This is a genomic window from Paraburkholderia sp. C35, assembly GCF_003121405.1.
In the GTDB taxonomy this organism is placed as follows: domain Bacteria; phylum Pseudomonadota; class Gammaproteobacteria; order Burkholderiales; family Burkholderiaceae; genus Paraburkholderia.
This window is the reverse complement of record NZ_QBUY01000106.1, coordinates 15,331-32,517: the sequence shown is the minus strand read 5'-3', so window position 1 is coordinate 32,517 and position 17,187 is coordinate 15,331. Positions and strand designations below refer to the sequence as shown.

Here is a 17,187-nt window from a genome sequence, read left to right as displayed (position 1 = left end):
GTGTTAGCCCGCTTTCTTTTGCCTACTTTTCTTTGCGGCGGCAAAGAAAAGTAGGTGCCGCCCCGCACAGGGGCAACACTAGCAAACCACTAACAAAAAGCGGATGCCGGCAAAAGCGAAAGCAAACCACAACAGCGTCGCAGACAACAAAAACCCCTATTTACCCACTACAACAGGAATCCCCCGCAATGAAGCCCCCAACCCTTTAGCCTCTTCGATCGCTTCCCAAACAGCTGCCCCAGTCGCAGCCTCGACATGCAAGCCCGCCACCAAAGTGCGCTCACCGCGCTTCACTGCCGCAAGATTCGCGAGCTTCACATGTCCATACCCTCGCACGCGCGAATGCAACTCAGCGAGCTTGACGACATCATCGACGGTCGCCACATCGACCACACCAAAAGCACGCCGCATGGTCGCGTCATAGTCCACCGACAACTCGCGCTCCATGCGCCGCTCGACGGTGCGCCCAAACGGATCGAGCATCGTGCCACGCAGCCCGCGCCACTTCGCCATCACGCCGAACACAGGCCACATCCATTGACCGAAGGTCTTCTTCTGCGGCTTGACGCCTGGCGTCGCGCGTGAAAGAGTCGGCGGCGCCAGATTGAACTTCACACCGAAGTCCTTGCCGGCAACACCTTCGAACTGTGCTTCCAGAGCAGCACGGAAAGCCGGCTCGCTATGCAGTCGCGCAACTTCATACTCGTCCTTCACAGCCAGCAGACGATAAAACGTCGAAGCCACAGCGCGGCTCAGGCGCTCATCCTGCGCGCCTTCAAGCTTGCGCTCCGCTTCGCGCGCCGCATCGACCAGCGAGCGATAACGCTTCACATAAGCCGCACCACCATAAGCCAGCAAACGCGCCTCACGATCCGCAATCACCGCGTCGAGTGTCTCCAGCGATACAGCCGGCTTGACCGCATGACGCTGCGTCCACAACGCCTCGAGTCCTGCGGGATCGCCGGCTGCCATGCGGCCAATCGAAAACGCAAGCTGGTTCATCTGCACCGCGACGTTGTTCAGTTCGATCGCCCGCATCATCGCTGCGAACGACACCGGCATGAGGCCCAGTTGCCACGCAAATCCAAGCATGAGAATGTTCGCGCCGATCGTGTCGCCGAGAAAACGCGTCGCGAGCGCCTGCGCATCGCACGATGACATGCGCTCCTCGCCCGCGGCATGACGCATCTTGTCGAACAGCGCATCAGCATGCAGATTCGCGTCCGGGTTCTGCACGAACGAAGCGTTCGGAATGGCATGCGTATTCACGACGATGCGCGTGCGGCCATGGCGAACCGTCTGCAAGGCATCGGCGCTCGCGCCAACCACCATGTCGCACGCGAGCAGCACGTCGGCCTGCTGTGTGTCGATGCGCACCTGGTTCAGCCATTCGTCGCGTGCAGCAAAGCGCACGAACGACAGCACCGAGCCGCCCTTTTGCGCAAAGCCCATGAAATCCAGCACCGATGCGCTCTTGCCTTCCAGGTGTGCTGCCATGCTGATCAGCGCGCCCACCGTCACGACACCCGTGCCGCCGACACCCGTCACGAGGATGTCGTACGGTGCGGCATCGAGTTGCGTGGCCGGCACCGGCAACGCATCGACACGCGCGGCGAGTGCGGTGGCATCGAAGGCGACGCCGGCAGCTTTTTTCAGCTTACCGCCTTCGATCGTCACGAAGCTCGGGCAGAAACCATTGACGCACGAATAGTCCTTGTTGCACGACGACTGATCGATGCGGCGCTTGCGTCCCAGCGGCGTTTCAACCGGTTCCACCGACAGGCAGTTCGACTGCACGCCGCAATCGCCGCAGCCTTCGCACACTTCCTCGTTGATGAAGAGACGCTTGTCCGGGTCGGGGAATTCGCCTTTCTTGCGACGGCGGCGCTTTTCGGCGGCACAGGTCTGGTCGTAGATCAGCACCGTCACGCCGTCGATGTCGCGCAGTTCGCGCTGAACCTTGTCGAGTGCGCTGCGATGATGGAAGGTCGTGCCCGTCGGGAACAGGCCGTGATGGCCGTCGTACTTTTCCGGCTCGTCGCTGACCACGACGAAGTGCGATACGCCTTCCGCCTCCACCTGGCGCGCGATCTGCGGCACCGAGATGCTGCCGTCGACAGGCTGGCCGCCCGTCATCGCGACGGCATCGTTGTAGAGGATCTTGTAGGTGATGGTCGCCTTCGCCGCGACAGCCTGGCGGATCGCGAGAATGCCCGAGTGGAAGTAGGTGCCGTCGCCGAGATTCTGGAACACGTGGCGCGTTTTCGTGAACATCGAATGCGCGGCCCAATCGACGCCTTCGCCGCCCATCTGGATCAAACCCGTCGTGTCGCGCTCCATCCACGATGCCATGAAGTGACAGCCGATACCCGCTTGCGCAATCGAGCCTTCCGGCACTTTCGTCGATGTGTTGTGCGGGCAGCCCGAACAGAAGTAGGGCGTGCGCTTCACGGCATCGGCGGCATTCGAAAGGATTTGCGGCGCGACGAGATCGACCACGCGATCGCGCCGGTCGAGCGCGGGCTTGTGCTGCGCGAGCCAGTTCGCGAACACGGGCAGAATGCGCGACGGCCGCAATTCACCCAGTGACGACAGCAGCATCGAGCCATCCTGTGCCTGCTTGCCGACGATTGCCGGGCGCGCGCCTTCGCTGCGGTTGTACAGATAATCCTTGATCTGCTGCTCGATAACCGGGCCTTTCTCTTCGATCACCAGCACTTCCGAAAGACCCGAGACGAACGCGTCGATACGCGTCATTTCCAGCGGAAACGACAGCCCGACCTTGTAGATGCGCACGCCAGCCTGCTCCAGATCGGCGACGGTGAGATCAAGCCTTCGCAGCGCCTCCATCAGATCGAGATGCGCCTTGCCGCAGGTGATGATGCCGACGTTCGCATGCGGACTCGGCGCGATCCATTTGTCGATGCTGTTGAAGCGCGCGAAGTGACGTACGGCGTCGAGCTTGGCGTGCAGACGCTGTTCGATCGTCAGACTCGGCAGATCGGGCCAGCGATTGTGCAGGCCGCCCGCGGGCGGCTCGTAGCCTGCGGGCGCGGGCCAGTCCATTTGCATGGCGTCGAGATCGACGGTCGAACCGGATTCGACCGTTTCGGAGATTGCCTTGTAGCCGACCCATGCGCCCGAGTAGCGCGACAGTGCCCAGCCGTAGATGCCGAACTCCAGCATATCGGCGATATTCGACGGATTCACCACGGGCATATGCCACGCGATCATCGCGAAATCGCTCTGATGCGGCATCGACGACGACACGCAGCCGTGATCGTCGCCCGCCACGACCAGCACGCCGCCGTGCTCCGACGAACCGTAGGCGTTGCCGTGCTTGAGCGCGTCGCCGGCACGGTCGACGCCGGGGCCTTTGCCGTACCACATCGCGTACACGCCATCGACGGTGCGTTCGGGATCTGCCTCAACGCGCTGCGTGCCGAGCACGGCCGTTCCGCCCAGTTCCTCGTTGATCGCGGGCAGGAAGCGGACGTCGTTGGCGTCGAGCAGTTTCTTCGCCTTCCACAGTTGCTGGTCGACCATGCCGAGCGGCGAGCCGCGATAGCCGCTGATAAAGCCCGCCGTATTCAGCCCGCGCGCCTTGTCGAGCTGGCGCTGCATCAGCGCGAGACGCACGAGTGCCTGCGTGCCCGTCAGGAAGATGCGGCCGCGCGTGGCGGTGAGGTTGTCCGAGAGGCGGTAATCAGCGAGTGCGGGGGTGCCGTCGATGGGAAGGCGAGCGGTCATTGGGGAGTCTCCGTTTTATGTTTCGTTGGCGGTGCCGTAGTGCGGTTCGGTGGCGCAACGAAAGAGACTCCATTCTTTCGCGTCAATTGGAGAAGAAGTTCGCTAATTTGCTCTCGTGGCGATCAGGTTTCGAAACGTTTCCGATCTTTTTCTAAAATCTGAGAAAAAAATAACCAACCATCCCAAGGCAGCGTGAATATCATTCCCGCGCATAGCGCTCTGCCCTCTCAATCGGGAGGCGCCTGGGCAACCAGTCCTGAGCCACGGGACGCACCTCAATGGGATCGTCGGGCACGTCAGCGTCGCGTTGATAAACGTGCAAGCCATGGACGACGCCGCCTTCTTCGTCGAAGCAATGGCGGATGACGTCGAAATACCTCGAGTCGTGGTGTTCGAAATGCCGAAAAATGGCAAAGGCGATCAGGTCGGCAAGCTGGATAAGCCTCGATGCCTTCGAGTCGAGAAACAGCGGTACCTCCGCGTAGTTGCGCGTGCGTCCCCACGGGTGGCCCGCCGTCTTGAATTCTCGCGCCAAGGTCTGGATGCGAGGTTCGATCGAGGTCTTGTCGAAAATCATGATGCCGCGCTGCGTGTTGCCGCTCAGATGCAGACGTCGCAGGAATTGATCGAAACGGCTATACAACTGGGTGAAAGCATTTTCGGCTGCGTCCGCAGGCAGATCGGCCTTTCGGATGACGGCGGCGAACAGACGAACGTTGCCGCGGTTTTGCTGGGCGACGCCGACACTGAGCGCCTCGACGATCGCGTTTTCCCGATCCTCCCTTTTGAACTTGCGCCACTCGTTCTTGCCCGAGCGCATCGGCGACGCATGGAGTTCCAGCGAATGAATGTCTTGTGGATCGAAGTATTTCTTAATTGTCTCGTTTAAAGATGACTCAATCCAATGACAGGTTCGCTCGAATACAGACACTCCAGCCAACACGAAATACTGTTGATTCGCATCGCTAACTGTTCCGGATTCGTCGACGTACAGGAGGTGCATGGAGTGGAAGAAAAAAGGGGCTGCGATACGCAGCCCCTTGAGGGAATTGGGTAAGCCAGGCGAGACATTGCTCGACGCACCGCGAAAAGGCAGCACTCCCGACCTGTTGATAAGTATAAATGCGTCCCGACGGTGCTGTAAATACACCTGGCCATCTGGCCAGGGCGCGGACGGTGTGCCGTTGGGTTACGCTATACCAACAGTGTCATCAATCGATAGCAGGTTTGCATCGAACCAGAGCGCGGCGCCACTGCGCCAGCTCTTCTCGTCAACGGGAGACGGACAATGAAACTGTATTACTGGCCGAAAACGCGCGCGTTCCGTGCGCTGTGGATGCTCGAAGAAGTCGGCGCGCCGTACGAACTGGCGCACGTGAATATCCGCGCAGGCGAGCAGGACACCACGGACTTCCACCACATCAATCCCATGTGCAAGCTGCCCGCACTCGACGACGCGGGCGTGCAGGTCGCCGAATCGGGTGCAGTGCTGCTGTATCTGGCCGATCGCTTTCCCGAGGCCAATCTGGGCGCGCCCGTCGGCGATCCATTGCGTGGACGTTTCCTGCAATGGCTGTTCTTCACGCCAGGCTGCCTCGAACCCGCGATGGCCGAAAAGATGACGGGCGCATCGGGCAATTCGTTCAGCTTCGGCTGGGGCAATCTGGAGCGCGTGAAAGCGGCCATCGAACTCGCGCTCGAAGAAGGCGACTGGCTGCTCGGCAAGCGCTTTTCTGCTGCCGATCTGCTGCTTGCCAGCACGTTGCAGATAGCCTTCATGGCAAAGCTGCTCGAACCTTCGGGGCGCATCGGCGAATACGTCGAGCGGACCGTGGCGCGCGAAGGGCACACGCGCGCCATGGCCATCGAGCAGCGCGAGATCGACGCGTTGAAGTCGACGCGCTGAAGTCGACGCGTTGAAATGGCGGCAGTCCATCGCAGTAACCAGCCGTGAGCGGCGCCGTCAGCCCGTCGGTGCCTGCTGCAGTTCGTGCGGCTGGAGCGGCTCCACGTCGTCGAAATGCGTGTAGTCGATATGGCTCACGCCGTTCTCTTCGCGGATCAGATCGACGAAGCGGTGTTGCCAACGGATGTCTTCGCTGGGCCACGAGTAGCGAGCCTGCATCGTCTGCGCGGTGTTTTCGTCCGAACCTTCAATCGTAAGCAACAGCGATGCGTCTTCTTCTTCGAGGCTCTTCGCCGTCTGGCCGAACAGCGGGCTGGCTTCGTCGATGACATGCATCAGGTTCCAGCCGAGATAGAACATCGGCTGCTGGTCGCGCACCAGCTTGAGGTCGTAGATCTTGCGCAGCACGTAACCTTCCGACGACCGCTCGACGCGCATCAGCCGCAGCCGCGCACGCGCCTCGACAATCACGTTCTGGCGCGCGTTGGCGGTGCGCACCATCAGCGTGGTCTGTCCGTCGATAGGACGCACGATCGCGTAGTGCGAGAACATGATTTTCGCGCGAGGCCGCGAAAAGCGCGCGAAGATCAGCCCCGTGGCCAGCGCGATGCCCGACATGCCGACGAAAATCTCGAGCGTCGCGACGAGATGCCCGTAAAGGGTTTGTGGATGCATGTCGCCATAACCGACCGTCGCGAGCGTCTCGACGCTGAAGAAGAACGCGCCTGCAAAGCCCGCCGGGTTCTGATTGGCGATGGACGCACCGCCCAGTTCATACAACGACGCGAACACCGAGTTCAGCAGCAGGAACATTAGCGCGAGCGAGACAAAGAACACCGGCCAACTGATCATCAGCGCACGGTGATACAGATCCTGCCAGACGCGCAGCGGCAGGCCATGCGCGATCACGGTATGTGAGCGCACGCGAATTTTCCGGTCGATAAGCCGGCCTTTGTGCTTCGGATGACGATCGGGTTCGGGCGGGGTCGCGCTCATTGTTTTTCTGTTCGGCTGACGGGGTGTCGCGCATCGTTACGGCGCAGTCATGATGCGCCGCGCTCGCTGCGGCATGTAGTGTAGCCCGGCCGTCCCGCTACAGGCGGCAATGCGTCGTTTTGGCTTGCGCTGCCGTAATCGTGTCCCAATCGCAGATCAAGGATCGAGCGTCCAGAATCAGGGGAATGCACGCGGCTTCGGCACGCCCGCGCCATGTTCGATGTCGGCAACCGCCTGCTGATGGGCTGTTTCGACGGCTTCCGCCTCGCTCGCGAAGCCGGCGTCGCCGCCTACCGTGGTCCAGCGCTGCACAGGGTGATCGCGATGCCGGATTTCGTACTCCGCGTCCCAGCGCGCGCCCTGAAGCTCGAGCGGCCGGACGTGTATCGCGTACACGCCGTAGAGAAAAAGTGGTTCTGCCATGATCGCCTCCGCCTGTTCGACATGGAAAAGGTCGTCGGCGCGGCGCGCGGCGGACGCGCCACGTCTCGTTCAGTTCAAGGCCCGCTGCCTATGATCCGATGCCTAAAGTTCGATCTCGCCGAGGATTCTGTGGGCCAGCGCTTTGGCTTCTTCGAGCGCTTCATCGGGCGTGGCCGACGTGGCTTCGACTTCGTAGACGGTGTCTTCCGTCTCGTCGCCTTCGTCGCGCGACAGCGCAACGACGCCCTGATACTGTCCGCCATCTACCGGGCGAACGGTCGCCGTCGCCGTATAGAGACCTTTGGTGTAGGTGACGTCCTCCATGATGCATCTCCAGCAAGGGGGAGATTTAATCCTAGCACGCGATTTCGACGCTCACATGTCGACGCCGTCGGCCATACCCTTGCAGACGGAGAGCGCAGCCGGCCAGGCGCTTGCACCGGCAACGTCTTGTCCCGCTTCCCTGCTTAATCCTGCAGCAGCGACACCACTTCATCGAGCGTCGGCGAATGCGCGCCCGAATGGCGGCACGCAGCCGCGCCCGCTGCGAGCGAGAACGCCAGATGCTCTTCCCACTTGCGTTGCGGCGCCGTCATCAGGCTGAACAGCAGCCCGCCGATCGACGCATCGCCCGCGCCGACGGTATCTGCCACGGCAACGCGCGGCGGTTTCGCTTCGACAATGTGCTCGCCGTCGATCAGCGTCGCCGTTTCCGAGCCGCGCGTGACGAGCACGACTGCCTTCGGGTTCATCGCGCGCAGTTGCGCGAGCGCGGCCGCTTCGTCGTCGGTCTTGAACAGCAGCCGCAGGTCTTCGTCAGACACCTTGATCAGATCGGCGAGCGCCGCCATCTTGCGCAGCGTCGGCTCGTAGCCGTGCTCCATCAGATTGCGGTAGTTAGGATCGAAGCTGATCTTCACGCCGCGCTCGCGCAGTTCGGCGGCGAGCTTCGCGAGCGTGTCGCCGAGCGGCTGGCGCACGAGGCTGATGCAGCCAAAGTGCGCCCATTTCACATGCGACATCCAGCCTTCTGGCAGCTTCGACGGATCGAAGGCGAGGTCGGCGCTGTTGTCGCCCATGAAGAAGTACGCGGGTGGATGCGTCTGATGCACGACGGCCAGCAGCGGCGCGCGCTCGACGCGCTGCATGAAGCGCATGTCGAGACCGGCGGCTTCGCTGGCGTGCCAGAGATCGTCGGAAAAATTGTCGACGCCGAGTGAGCCGACGGACGCCGTCGGCAGGCCGAGCCGCGCGACGGCGCGCGCCACGTTCCAGCCCGCGCCGCCCGGCACGGACAGCCAGGTTGCCGGGCCGGTGCGCACGAGATCGGTGAGGATGTCGCCGGCAGATACGAACTCGGGAAATTCAGGGCTTGCGCTCATGGTGCTCACCGTACAGGGTTAGGCGGACGCGCTCGAAGGCTGCGAAGCGTGCCCGGAAGCGGGCTGCAACGCATGATGCAGCACTTCGTAGCAGGCGCCCATCGTGTGATAGTCGGTCTTGCCGGCCGGGCTTTTTTCGTCGCTGTACTTGCGGTTGTCGCAGGTCAGGATGCGATACCACGCGCCATACTGGTGATCGACGAAATGCGTCCAGCTATAGCGCCAGATCTCGTCGTACCAGTCCCAGAAGCGCTCGTTGCCCGTGCGTTTGCCGAGCAGCGCAGCCGTCGCGAAGGTTTCGGCTTGCACCCAGAAGTACTTGTCGTGGTCGCAGACCGTGCGGTCCGGGCCGAAGCCGTAGTACAGCCCGCCGTGATCGTTGTCCCAGGCGTGCGTCATGGCGGCGTCGAACAGTTCGATGGCGCGCGGCAGCAGCCACGGCAACGGACGATGGCGCTCGAGAATCAGCAGCAGTTTCGCCCATTCCGTCTGGTGACCAGGCTGAAAGCCCCACGGACGGAAAATGTTCGAGCTGTCTTCCTCGTTGTAATGCCGGTCGACCGACCAGTCCGCGTGAAAATGCTCCCACACCAGACCCTGCGACAGCTTCGCCTGACGCAGCGTGATGTTGGTCGCGACGCGTTCCGCACGGTCGAGATAAACGAGATGCCCCGTCGCTTCGTACGCGGTGAGCAGCGCTTCCGTCGTATGCATGTTCGCGTTCTGGCCGCGGTACGAACTCACGCGCCAGTCGGCGGTGGCTTCGTCGGCGTAGAGGCCGGCGGCCGGGTCCCAGAAGCGGTGCTCCATCAGCTCGAAGGTCGCGGCGATCATCGGCTTGGCTTCTTCGATGCCCGCCATCGCCGCATGCGAATACGCCAGCAGCACGAACGCGAGGCCGTAGCAGTGGCGCGTCGCGTCGAGCGTGCGCCTGTGGCCGTCGCGCCAGTCGATTTCCCAGTCGTAGCCCTGATGCTGCGCGTCCCAGTGGCCGTCGTGCAGGAACTTCAGGCCGTGCTTCGCATATTCCAGATGCTGCGGATCGCCGAACTGGCGGTACGCCATCGCGTAGTTGAAAACGTAGCGGCAACTGCTGACCAGGTGCCGCGTCGCGCGGTTGTAGATCGAACCGTCGTCGCGGAAAAAGTGGAAGAAGCCGCCGCTCGGATCGAACACGTTCGGCGCGTAGAAACGCAGCGTGTCCTCGATGTGCGAGAGCAGGAACGCGCCGTCGCGGAAGCTCGCGACGGGCGGCGCCTTGTGATTGGCGCTGTTGTTCGAAAGAGTCGTGTCGGGTTGTTTCATGGTGTGTTCACCGAGGTACTGGCACGGACAATGAGTTGGACCGGGACGCGAATGTCGAGTGCGGACGGCGTGTCTTCGAGCAGCAGTTCGACGCCGCGACGCCCGAGCGCTTCCTTGTCGACGGCGATGGTCGTGAGCGGCGGGCGCGCGTGCGCGGCGGCGGGAATGTCGTCGAAACCGACGATCGCGATGTCTTCCGGCACGCGCAGGCCGCGCGCGAGACAGACGCGCAGCGCGGCGAGCGCGGCGAGGTCGTTGTAGGCGAAGACGGCGTCGGGGCGCTCGCCCGAACGGTCGAGCAACTGCTCCATCGCGAGCGCGGCGCCGGAGTCGGGATCGAGACCGGCGTCGATCGTCACTTCCAGCGACGGATCGAACAGCAGTCCGGCGTCGAAGAACGCTTGCCGGTAGCCAAGCGCGCGCTGCGCAATGCTGTAATGCGCGAGCGACCCGCCGATGAACGCGATGCGCTTGCGCTTCTGCGCAAACAGATGCTGCATCGCGAGCGCGGCGCCCGCCTGGTTGTCGAGATTGACCGAACGCAGATTCGGCGCCCACAAGTCGATCAACACGAGCGGGCGCTTCATCGCGATGAGCGTGGTGAGCGTTTCCGGCTCCACGAAGCCCGCGACGGCAATGGCGTCGGGCGCGTGCAGGCGCATCTGCTGGACCACGTCTTCGGTCGGACCGGCCGTCAGCACGGACGGCACGATGCCGCGCTCGCGGCACGCGTCTTCCACGCCATGCAGCACATGCGAGAAGAACGGGCTGACGGCGAAGTTGTTGTGATGACGATGCAGCAGAAACGTGAGACGGCGAATGCGCGGACGCAATTGCGCGGAATCGTAGCCGAGCCGGCGTGCCGTCTCGACGACGCGTTCGCGCGTCGATTCCGACAGGCCGGGCTGATTCTTCAGGGCGCGTGAAACGGTGCCGATCGACACGCTGGCCGCGCGAGCGACATCGCGGATCGTTGTAGCCATCGAAAAGAGCGGCGGGGCGAGACACGCACCGCGGCGGAGTTCAAGTTCGGGTGATTGTATAGTAAAACGTCACCGCGAAACCCCTGCAGCCAGCCTTTGGACACGCGTAGATACCCGTATACCGGGCAAATGAAGGCTAAACGTTTGTTTAGTAAAATGCACTAAACGTTGCGTTAAATTCATGAATTGAAGCAAGTGCGGACGTGTTTCGGGAACGCGCGTGAGTGCTGTCCGCGTTCCGGACGGGAAATGGGAGATTGGGAAAACGTGCAGCCGGAACCTTGTCCACAAGGTGGCTGCCCGTCATGACAAAGAGGTGTCGCTGCAGCGCCGTGCAGCAAATGGAGTCGCTGGGCGAACGCGGAAAGCGAAATCCGCCGAAGCTCAGTCGACGATGGCCGCCGTACGTCCTTGCAGCAACATCTGGCTTTCTTCGAATTCGATCATCACGAGGCCGGACGCTTCGCCTTTCGCCCGGCGTTTCGCGAGCGCGGCGACCGTCGCAATGTCTTCGCTGCTGTACGCCGCGTCGGGTGTTTGCGGTTGCACATGCACGCAGCCGATCGCCATTGTCACGAAGCCGAAGAAGGTCGGATTGCCGCGCCGGTCCTCGCCGTGGATGCCGCCCGCCATGCGGTCGACCGGTGCGTAGAAACGCTGCGCGCCTTCATTGAATACATGAATGGCGCGCTCGGCGCGTTCCCGCCAGTCCTCGCTCTGAAACAGCACCAGAAAATCGTCGCCGCCGACGTGGCCAAGAAAGTCGCGCATCGGGTCGCAGACTTCCGCAAGCACGTGCGCGGCGAACTTCAGCACCTCGTCGCCTTGCCAGTAGCCGTACTGGTCGTTGAACGGCTTGAAGTGGTTCAGATCGACGTAGCACGCGTAGAAGCCCGCTTCGTGACCAAGCAGCCGCGTGATGTGTGAACTGATCGGAATGTTGCCGGGCAGAAAGGTGAGCGGGTTCGCGTAGCGGGCCGCCTCGATGCGGACCTCCGTCACGGCGCGCACGAGACTTTCGCCCGTGCCGAGGCCGATGTACGCGCCGTGCTCGGTGATCACGAAACCATCGGCCAGATAGCGCTGGTCGTCGCTGGCAAGGAGCTTGGCCATGTCTTCGACCGTCATCGACTTTTCGATCACGACGGGCGACGCATTAGCGAACAGCATGCAAGGCCGTTTGCCGAACAGCTCGCGATGATAGGGCAGCGCGTAGCGGTCCATGAACGCGCGACGGTTGATCAGCGCGACGGGTTCGTTCTGCTCGACCACGGCGACGGCATGCAGATTGGGCAGCCGGTTGAACAGTTCGAGCACATCGTTGTTGGTGGCGTTGCGCGGCAGCGCGGGCGCATGCACGACCATTTTCTCGGACGCCATGCCGCCCGACGGCGAACCGCTGACGGCACGCGTCGCTTCGGGAAACACGGCGATATGTCCGGCGCGCAGCGCTTCGCGGGCATCGTCGGTGACCTTGCGCGGCGGGCGCGCGTGCGGCTTGCCGAAGAAATAGCCCTGGCCGCAAGCAATGCCCATGTCGCGCACGACGATCAGGTCCGCTTCGTTTTCGATGCCTTCGGCCACCAGCCGCGCGCCGCTCGCGGCGGCGAAGTGCTGCATTGCCTTGACGGCCTCGAACTTGAGCGGATCGCTGGCGATGTCGTGGATGAAGAAGCGGTCGATCTTCACGACATCGGGCTGCAGCCGCACCCACAGGTTCATGCTGGCGTTCGCCGTGCCGTAGTCGTCCAGCGCGAACTGGGCGCCCGCCTTGCGCAGCATGGAGATGGCGGGCAGGAAGCTGGCCACGTCGGGAATCGCGCTCTGCTCGGTCAGTTCGATCACGATGCGTTGGGCATCGATGCCGATGTCGCGCAGCATCGCGAGCATGCCCTCGCGGTCGTCGGCGAGTTGGCGAATGGCGCCTGCGCTGAAGTTCAGGAACAGCTTGCCGTCATAGCCGAGGCTGGCGAACGCCTCGACACAGGTGCGCGCGGCGGCGCGCTCCAGCGCGATCACGCTGCCTTCGGCGGCCGCCTGCGCGAACAGCGCGTACGGCGTTTCCAATGCCGTGCCGGCCGGTCCGCGGATCAGCCCTTCGTAACCGAGGATCGCGCCGTCGTCGAAATCGACGATCGGCTGAAAGACGGCGGAGAGGTCGCGCTGCGCAATCAGGTCGACGATGCGTGGCGCTGCGATGGGGAAGGGCTGGCGTTGAGACATGACACACGGCCGGAGCATTGGACCGTCGGCTTATCGGCAGCAAGTCGCTGAAATTAAATGAATTTTTAATGACGGCTTGCACCGCGCTGGTGCGCGCCGGAAGCGCTTCCGCCATGTGGGATGAAGGGTGTGTGCGTCTGTCCTATGCCACCGGGCCGAAGCGACAGCAGGCGGCGCTCAGGATGAAATAACAAAAAAGCCGCCCGGAGGCGGCCTTCACGACGACATGCACTCAGGGAGAGCGCTCATGAATCTTGTTTCTTTCAATACGGCCCTAGCGCCGTACCACGGCGGCTGTCGCACCTTTCTGCCCGGCGCGCTTTTCGGCGCTGAGATCGCGTGCGCCCCAGCGTTGCGCGAGCGCCGCGCAGACCATCAGCTGGATCTGGTGGAACAGCATCAGCGGCAGGACGACGGCGCCCACTGCGTGCGTGGCGAAAATCACCTTCGCCATTGGCACGCCGGCCGCGAGGCTCTTCTTGGAGCCGCAGAAGATGATAGTGATCTGATCAGCGCGGCTAAAGCCCAGGCGCTTGCTGACGAACATCGTCACGGCCAGCGCGAGCGCCAGCAGCACCGCGCACACCACCAGCAGGCCGCCCAGCGCGGCGAGCGGAATCTGATGCCACAGGCCTTCGTTGACGGCTTCGCTGAAGGCAGCGTAGACCACCAGCAGGATCGAACCCTGATCGACGAACTTCAGCACGCCGCGGTTACGCTCGATCCACCCGCCGATCAGCGGCCGCAGCAACTGCCCGGCAACGAACGGCACCAGCAGTTGCAGCACGATGTTCCACACCGTGTGCCACGGCGACGTGCCGCTGGCTGCCTGACTCGTGATGATCACGCTGACCAGCGCGGGCGTAATGAAGATGCCGAGCAGGCTGGAAGCCGACGCGCTGCACACGGCGGCGGGCACGTTGCCCTTCGCAATCGACGTGAACGCGATCGACGATTGAACCGTCGACGGCAGCGTACACAGGAAGAGGATGCCGGCGTAGAGCGCGGGCGTCACGAGGGGCGCAAGAAGCGGTTTGAGTACGAGCCCGAGTACCGGAAAGAGCGCGAAGGTGCTTAGCAGCACGACCAGGTGCAGCCGCCAGTGGGTGGCGCCTGCAATGATCGCTTCGCGCGACAGCTTGGCGCCGTGCAGGAAAAACAGCAGCCCGACGGCAATGTCTGTGACCCAGTTGAACGCCGTGGCGGCCTGGCCGTGCACGGGCAGCAGGCTCGCGAAGATCACCGTGCCGATCAGGCACAGCGTGAAGTTATCGGGAAGGAGTTTCGGACGGGCCATCTTTCAAATCTCGATGCGGGTGACGCGATCGCCTTGATGTCGCCGGCGGGCAAGCGCCAAAGGGCTATTGTCCGGCCAAAGTGATTGAAAAAGCAAATTCATTTGCCGAATTGATTAATTACCAAAGCGCATGAAAGGAGCGCGGTACGAGGAAACGGTATGCATCGTTGTGATCGCATCGAACCGGCCATCGAAGTGGTAGTTCAAACGCGTGTTTCAGGCTCCCTGCAGGTGGCCGAAAAGTGCTTATGAAAGAGCGTTTTAGCGCGACTCTGTTCATACGAATTCAGGTGTTCGAATCACTTCGTTTCAGCGCTTTTTCGCATCCCTCCGCAAGAGGTTTGTGGCGAAAAAACGTCGCAGTAACAATGCGTTACAAGAGTGCCGCAGACCTAACATATTTTGGCTCGACTCACTTGGAGGACGCCAATAAATTACTGTTCGAAGGCCGATGGGGCTTCGCGCGCGGCAATGTGCCATGCAGTCGCGATAGTCCCGGAACCAGCCCAGCCGCAGCTCGAACGGCGGGCTTACAGGCGGGTCGTCGGGCAGGTGAAACATGGTGCTTGTAGGGCTGTCGAGAATCAAATGGTGGATGACGGGCGCGTTGATCGTTGCGCTGACTTCGCTCGCCTATGCGAAGCCGTCGTTCGTCGGCCATGAGGGGCATGGATTCTTCGGCGGTAATTCGGGTTTCCACGGCGCTTCGTTTGGCGGTCCGGTGCGCGGCAATGCCGCGCCGCGCGCCAACGTTTCCCGCGAGACGCCGCGTGGTGTTTCCATGCCGGGTCATTCAGGCCGGTATGCGAGAAACGACACGCCACGTGCGCGCGGCAGCAATGTATCCGGACGGCCCAACGGCGCCGACACGTTTGCCGGGCGAGCATACGGCGGCAATACTTCCGGTTACGGCGAGCAGCGCATGACACTGCCCAACGACGTCTATCGCAACCGTCCCTCGGCTCAATACGTCGGCACGCAGTACGCCGGGGCCATCACGCCTGTCAGCACGGATTCGCGCAACACGCCGCGTCCGCCTTCCAGCGCACAATCGGCGCACGTCGGTTCGATTCGTGATGACGTGACGCGCTATAACGAAGAACGCGGCGCGTCGCGCCAGATTCCCCATCCTCCCGGCGACTCCTCTCGCCTTCCGTCTGCGTCGCCATACCGCAACTGACGTTTTCTCAAACGCGCGTTCCGGTTCTCACGCTTTCCTGTTGTCCATCCATCTCGTTTGAGATCGACCGAGCGCGATCTCAAGTTGAGCTACTCAATCTTTCCCGCCTTCGCATCCCGCCAAAATGCGCACGTCTGATCTGACGTAAGCACGCCACACTTTTTTGAAAACACTCGTCAGTCTTCGGTGTTTTGTCATCAAATCCCGTCTTTGTTGCGGCAACGCGTCAATTCATCGTCGATGCGCTGTGCATCATCCGTCGTGCTGTAGAATCCGCGGCCCTAAAAGGGCATGCGGACATTTGCGGCACTGCAAAAACAAGGTGCGTCGGCAACCAGTATCAGGCCGAAAGTCGACCAAACTATTCAGTCCCATATACCCGCAATAACCGCAGATATTTTTGTCCAGAAAAATGGTCCGCAAAGATTTGTCCCAGCCCCGATTTGGCTCGACGATCAGACGGATAACAAATACCGATCCGGCGAGCGCCCCGCCGTACAGCCACACCTTTTGACAAAGACAGGAGAACCCATGAAGACCACCGTCAGCCGTGCGCTGAAAACTACCCTGAAGGCGAGCGCGATCGGCGCGTTGCTGGCCATTGCATCGACGTCGTCGTTCGCGCAGTCGAGCGTGCAGCTGTACGGCCAGATCGACGAATGGGTTGGCGTCACGAAATTCCCGGCTGGCCAGACGGCGTGGAACGTGTCGGGCGGCGGTATGTCGACGTCGTACTGGGGCATCAAGGGTTCGGAAGATCTGGGCAACGGCTACAAGGCGATCTTCACACTGGAAGACTTCTTCCGCGCGCAGAACGGTCACTATGGCCGCTTCGACGGTGACACGTTCTTTGGCCGCAACTCGTACGTCGGTATCGAATCGCCGTACGGTACGGTGACGGCGGGCCGTTTGACCACGCAACTGTTCGTGTCGACGATCCTGTTCAATCCGTTCATCGACTCGTACGTGTTCTCGCCGATGGTCTATCACGTGTTCCTCGGTCTGGGCACGTTCCCGACCTACACGACGGACATGGGTGTAGTCGGCGATTCCGGCTGGAACAACGCGATCCAGTATTCGACGCCGGACTTCAGCGGCCTGTCGGGCAGCGCGATGTACGCGCTGGGCAATTCCGCCGATCACAACGGCTCGAAGAAGTACAGCGCGCAGTTCCTGTACTTCCACGGTCCGTTCGCGGCGACGGGCGTGTTCCAGTACGTCAACTTCAACAACTCGCCAACCGACCTCAGCACGCTGGTCGGCGGTTTGAGGAGCCAGTCGGTCGGGCAGCTGGGCGTGTCGTACGACATGAAGTTCGTGAAGTTCTACGGCCAGTACATGTACACGAAGAACGACCAGGACGTCGGCAGCTGGCACGTGAACACCGCGCAAGGCGGCGTGTCGGTGCCGCTCGGCACGGGTACGGTGATGGCGTCGTACGCGTATTCGCGCGATGCGGGTGGCCTGGACCAGATGCATCAGTCGGCGGCGATCGGTTACGACTATCCGCTGTCCAAGCGCACCGATGTCTATGCTGCGTACCTGTACGACAAGTACACGGGTCAGTCTTCCGGCTATACGGCGGGCGCAGGTATTCGCGCGAAGTTCTGATCGCAGGTGCTTGTTGCTGCGCCGCGCATAGGCGCAGCCTGATGGATGAAGCCTCGTTGTCCTTTGGACGGCGGGGCTTTTTCATTTGCGCAGGTGGTTTTGCCAGCAGCCGCATTCTTCCACGAACTCGC

General features: G+C 62.1%; 13 protein-coding genes. 3 read left to right on the top strand and 10 right to left on the bottom strand.

Annotation, left to right across the window (positions count from 1 at the left end):
• Positions 1-156: 156 nt before the first annotated feature.
• Positions 157-3,750: an indolepyruvate ferredoxin oxidoreductase family protein gene (locus DK391_RS36450; protein ID WP_109482856.1), complete on the bottom strand. Its 3,594-nt coding sequence runs from the start codon at positions 3,748-3,750 to the stop codon at positions 157-159.
• Between the two features lie 199 nt (positions 3,751-3,949).
• Positions 3,950-4,849 (bottom strand): DUF3800 domain-containing protein, encoded by a 900-nt coding sequence (locus DK391_RS36445; RefSeq protein ID WP_204117505.1) that lies wholly within the window; start codon positions 4,847-4,849, stop codon positions 3,950-3,952.
• A gap of 189 nt (positions 4,850-5,038) precedes the next feature.
• Between DK391_RS36445 and DK391_RS36440 the strand changes: the two genes are divergently transcribed.
• On the top strand, positions 5,039-5,656 hold the full coding sequence (locus DK391_RS36440; RefSeq protein WP_109482854.1) for a glutathione S-transferase: 618 nt from the start codon (positions 5,039-5,041) through the stop codon (positions 5,654-5,656).
• 57 nt (positions 5,657-5,713) lie between these two features.
• Here the strand turns inward: DK391_RS36440 and DK391_RS36435 are convergent, their stop codons facing one another.
• From DK391_RS36435 to DK391_RS36400, 8 genes are all read right to left on the bottom strand, one after another.
• Entirely contained in the window at positions 5,714-6,652 is a 939-nt protein-coding gene (locus tag DK391_RS36435; RefSeq protein WP_109482853.1) for an ion channel, read from the bottom strand.
• 177 nt (positions 6,653-6,829) lie between these two features.
• Positions 6,830-7,075, bottom strand: coding sequence for a hypothetical protein (locus DK391_RS36430; RefSeq protein WP_109482852.1), 246 nt, complete (start codon positions 7,073-7,075; stop codon positions 6,830-6,832).
• A 102-nt stretch (positions 7,076-7,177) separates the two neighbouring features.
• Positions 7,178-7,399: a hypothetical protein gene (locus DK391_RS36425; protein WP_109482851.1), complete on the bottom strand. Its 222-nt coding sequence runs from the start codon at positions 7,397-7,399 to the stop codon at positions 7,178-7,180.
• Between the two features lie 143 nt (positions 7,400-7,542).
• Positions 7,543-8,457, bottom strand: coding sequence for a carbohydrate kinase (locus DK391_RS36420; RefSeq protein ID WP_109482850.1), 915 nt, complete (start codon positions 8,455-8,457; stop codon positions 7,543-7,545).
• An 18-nt stretch (positions 8,458-8,475) separates the two neighbouring features.
• Positions 8,476-9,762: an AGE family epimerase/isomerase gene (locus DK391_RS36415; RefSeq protein ID WP_109482849.1), complete on the bottom strand. Its 1,287-nt coding sequence runs from the start codon at positions 9,760-9,762 to the stop codon at positions 8,476-8,478.
• On the bottom strand, positions 9,759-10,745 hold the full coding sequence (locus DK391_RS36410; RefSeq protein ID WP_109482848.1) for a LacI family DNA-binding transcriptional regulator: 987 nt from the start codon (positions 10,743-10,745) through the stop codon (positions 9,759-9,761). The genes DK391_RS36415 and DK391_RS36410 overlap by 4 nt, the downstream gene beginning before the upstream one ends.
• A 384-nt stretch (positions 10,746-11,129) precedes the next feature.
• On the bottom strand, positions 11,130-12,968 hold the full coding sequence (locus DK391_RS36405) for a phosphodiesterase (RefSeq protein ID WP_109482847.1): 1,839 nt from the start codon (positions 12,966-12,968) through the stop codon (positions 11,130-11,132).
• Between the two features lie 274 nt (positions 12,969-13,242).
• Positions 13,243-14,265 (bottom strand): bile acid:sodium symporter family protein, encoded by a 1,023-nt coding sequence (locus tag DK391_RS36400; protein ID WP_109482846.1) that lies wholly within the window; start codon positions 14,263-14,265, stop codon positions 13,243-13,245.
• Positions 14,266-14,824: 559 nt separating this feature from the next.
• Between DK391_RS36400 and DK391_RS36395 the strand changes: the two genes are divergently transcribed.
• Together DK391_RS36395 and DK391_RS36390 are read left to right on the top strand one after the other, a co-directional pair.
• Positions 14,825-15,445 carry a hypothetical protein gene (locus DK391_RS36395; RefSeq protein ID WP_109482845.1) on the top strand — a complete coding sequence of 207 codons (621 nt, stop codon included), beginning with the start codon at positions 14,825-14,827 and terminating at the stop codon, positions 15,443-15,445.
• A gap of 531 nt (positions 15,446-15,976) precedes the next feature.
• Complete coding sequence (locus tag DK391_RS36390) at positions 15,977-17,056, top strand: porin (RefSeq protein WP_109482844.1); 1,080 nt, start codon at positions 15,977-15,979, stop codon at positions 17,054-17,056.
• Positions 17,057-17,187 lie beyond the last annotated feature (131 nt).

Bases quoted from the DNA above. Each gene is read 5' to 3' on its own strand.
- DK391_RS36450 (WP_109482856.1), bottom strand. From the start codon at position 3,750: ATGACCGCTCGCCTTCCCATCGACGGCACCCCCGCACTCGCTGATTAC.
- DK391_RS36440 (WP_109482854.1), top strand. From the start codon at position 5,039: ATGAAACTGTATTACTGGCCGAAAACGCGCGCGTTCCGTGCGCTGTGG.
- DK391_RS36435 (WP_109482853.1), bottom strand. From the start codon at position 6,652: ATGAGCGCGACCCCGCCCGAACCCGATCGTCATCCGAAGCACAAAGGC.
- DK391_RS36430 (WP_109482852.1), bottom strand. From the start codon at position 7,075: ATGGCAGAACCACTTTTTCTCTACGGCGTGTACGCGATACACGTCCGG.
- DK391_RS36425 (WP_109482851.1), bottom strand. From the start codon at position 7,399: ATGGAGGACGTCACCTACACCAAAGGTCTCTATACGGCGACGGCGACC.
- DK391_RS36420 (WP_109482850.1), bottom strand. From the start codon at position 8,457: ATGAGCGCAAGCCCTGAATTTCCCGAGTTCGTATCTGCCGGCGACATC.
- DK391_RS36415 (WP_109482849.1), bottom strand. From the start codon at position 9,762: ATGAAACAACCCGACACGACTCTTTCGAACAACAGCGCCAATCACAAG.
- DK391_RS36410 (WP_109482848.1), bottom strand. From the start codon at position 10,745: ATGGCTACAACGATCCGCGATGTCGCTCGCGCGGCCAGCGTGTCGATC.
- DK391_RS36405 (WP_109482847.1), bottom strand. From the start codon at position 12,968: ATGTCTCAACGCCAGCCCTTCCCCATCGCAGCGCCACGCATCGTCGAC.
- DK391_RS36400 (WP_109482846.1), bottom strand. From the start codon at position 14,265: ATGGCCCGTCCGAAACTCCTTCCCGATAACTTCACGCTGTGCCTGATC.
- DK391_RS36395 (WP_109482845.1), top strand. From the start codon at position 14,825: ATGGTGCTTGTAGGGCTGTCGAGAATCAAATGGTGGATGACGGGCGCG.
- DK391_RS36390 (WP_109482844.1), top strand. From the start codon at position 15,977: ATGAAGACCACCGTCAGCCGTGCGCTGAAAACTACCCTGAAGGCGAGC.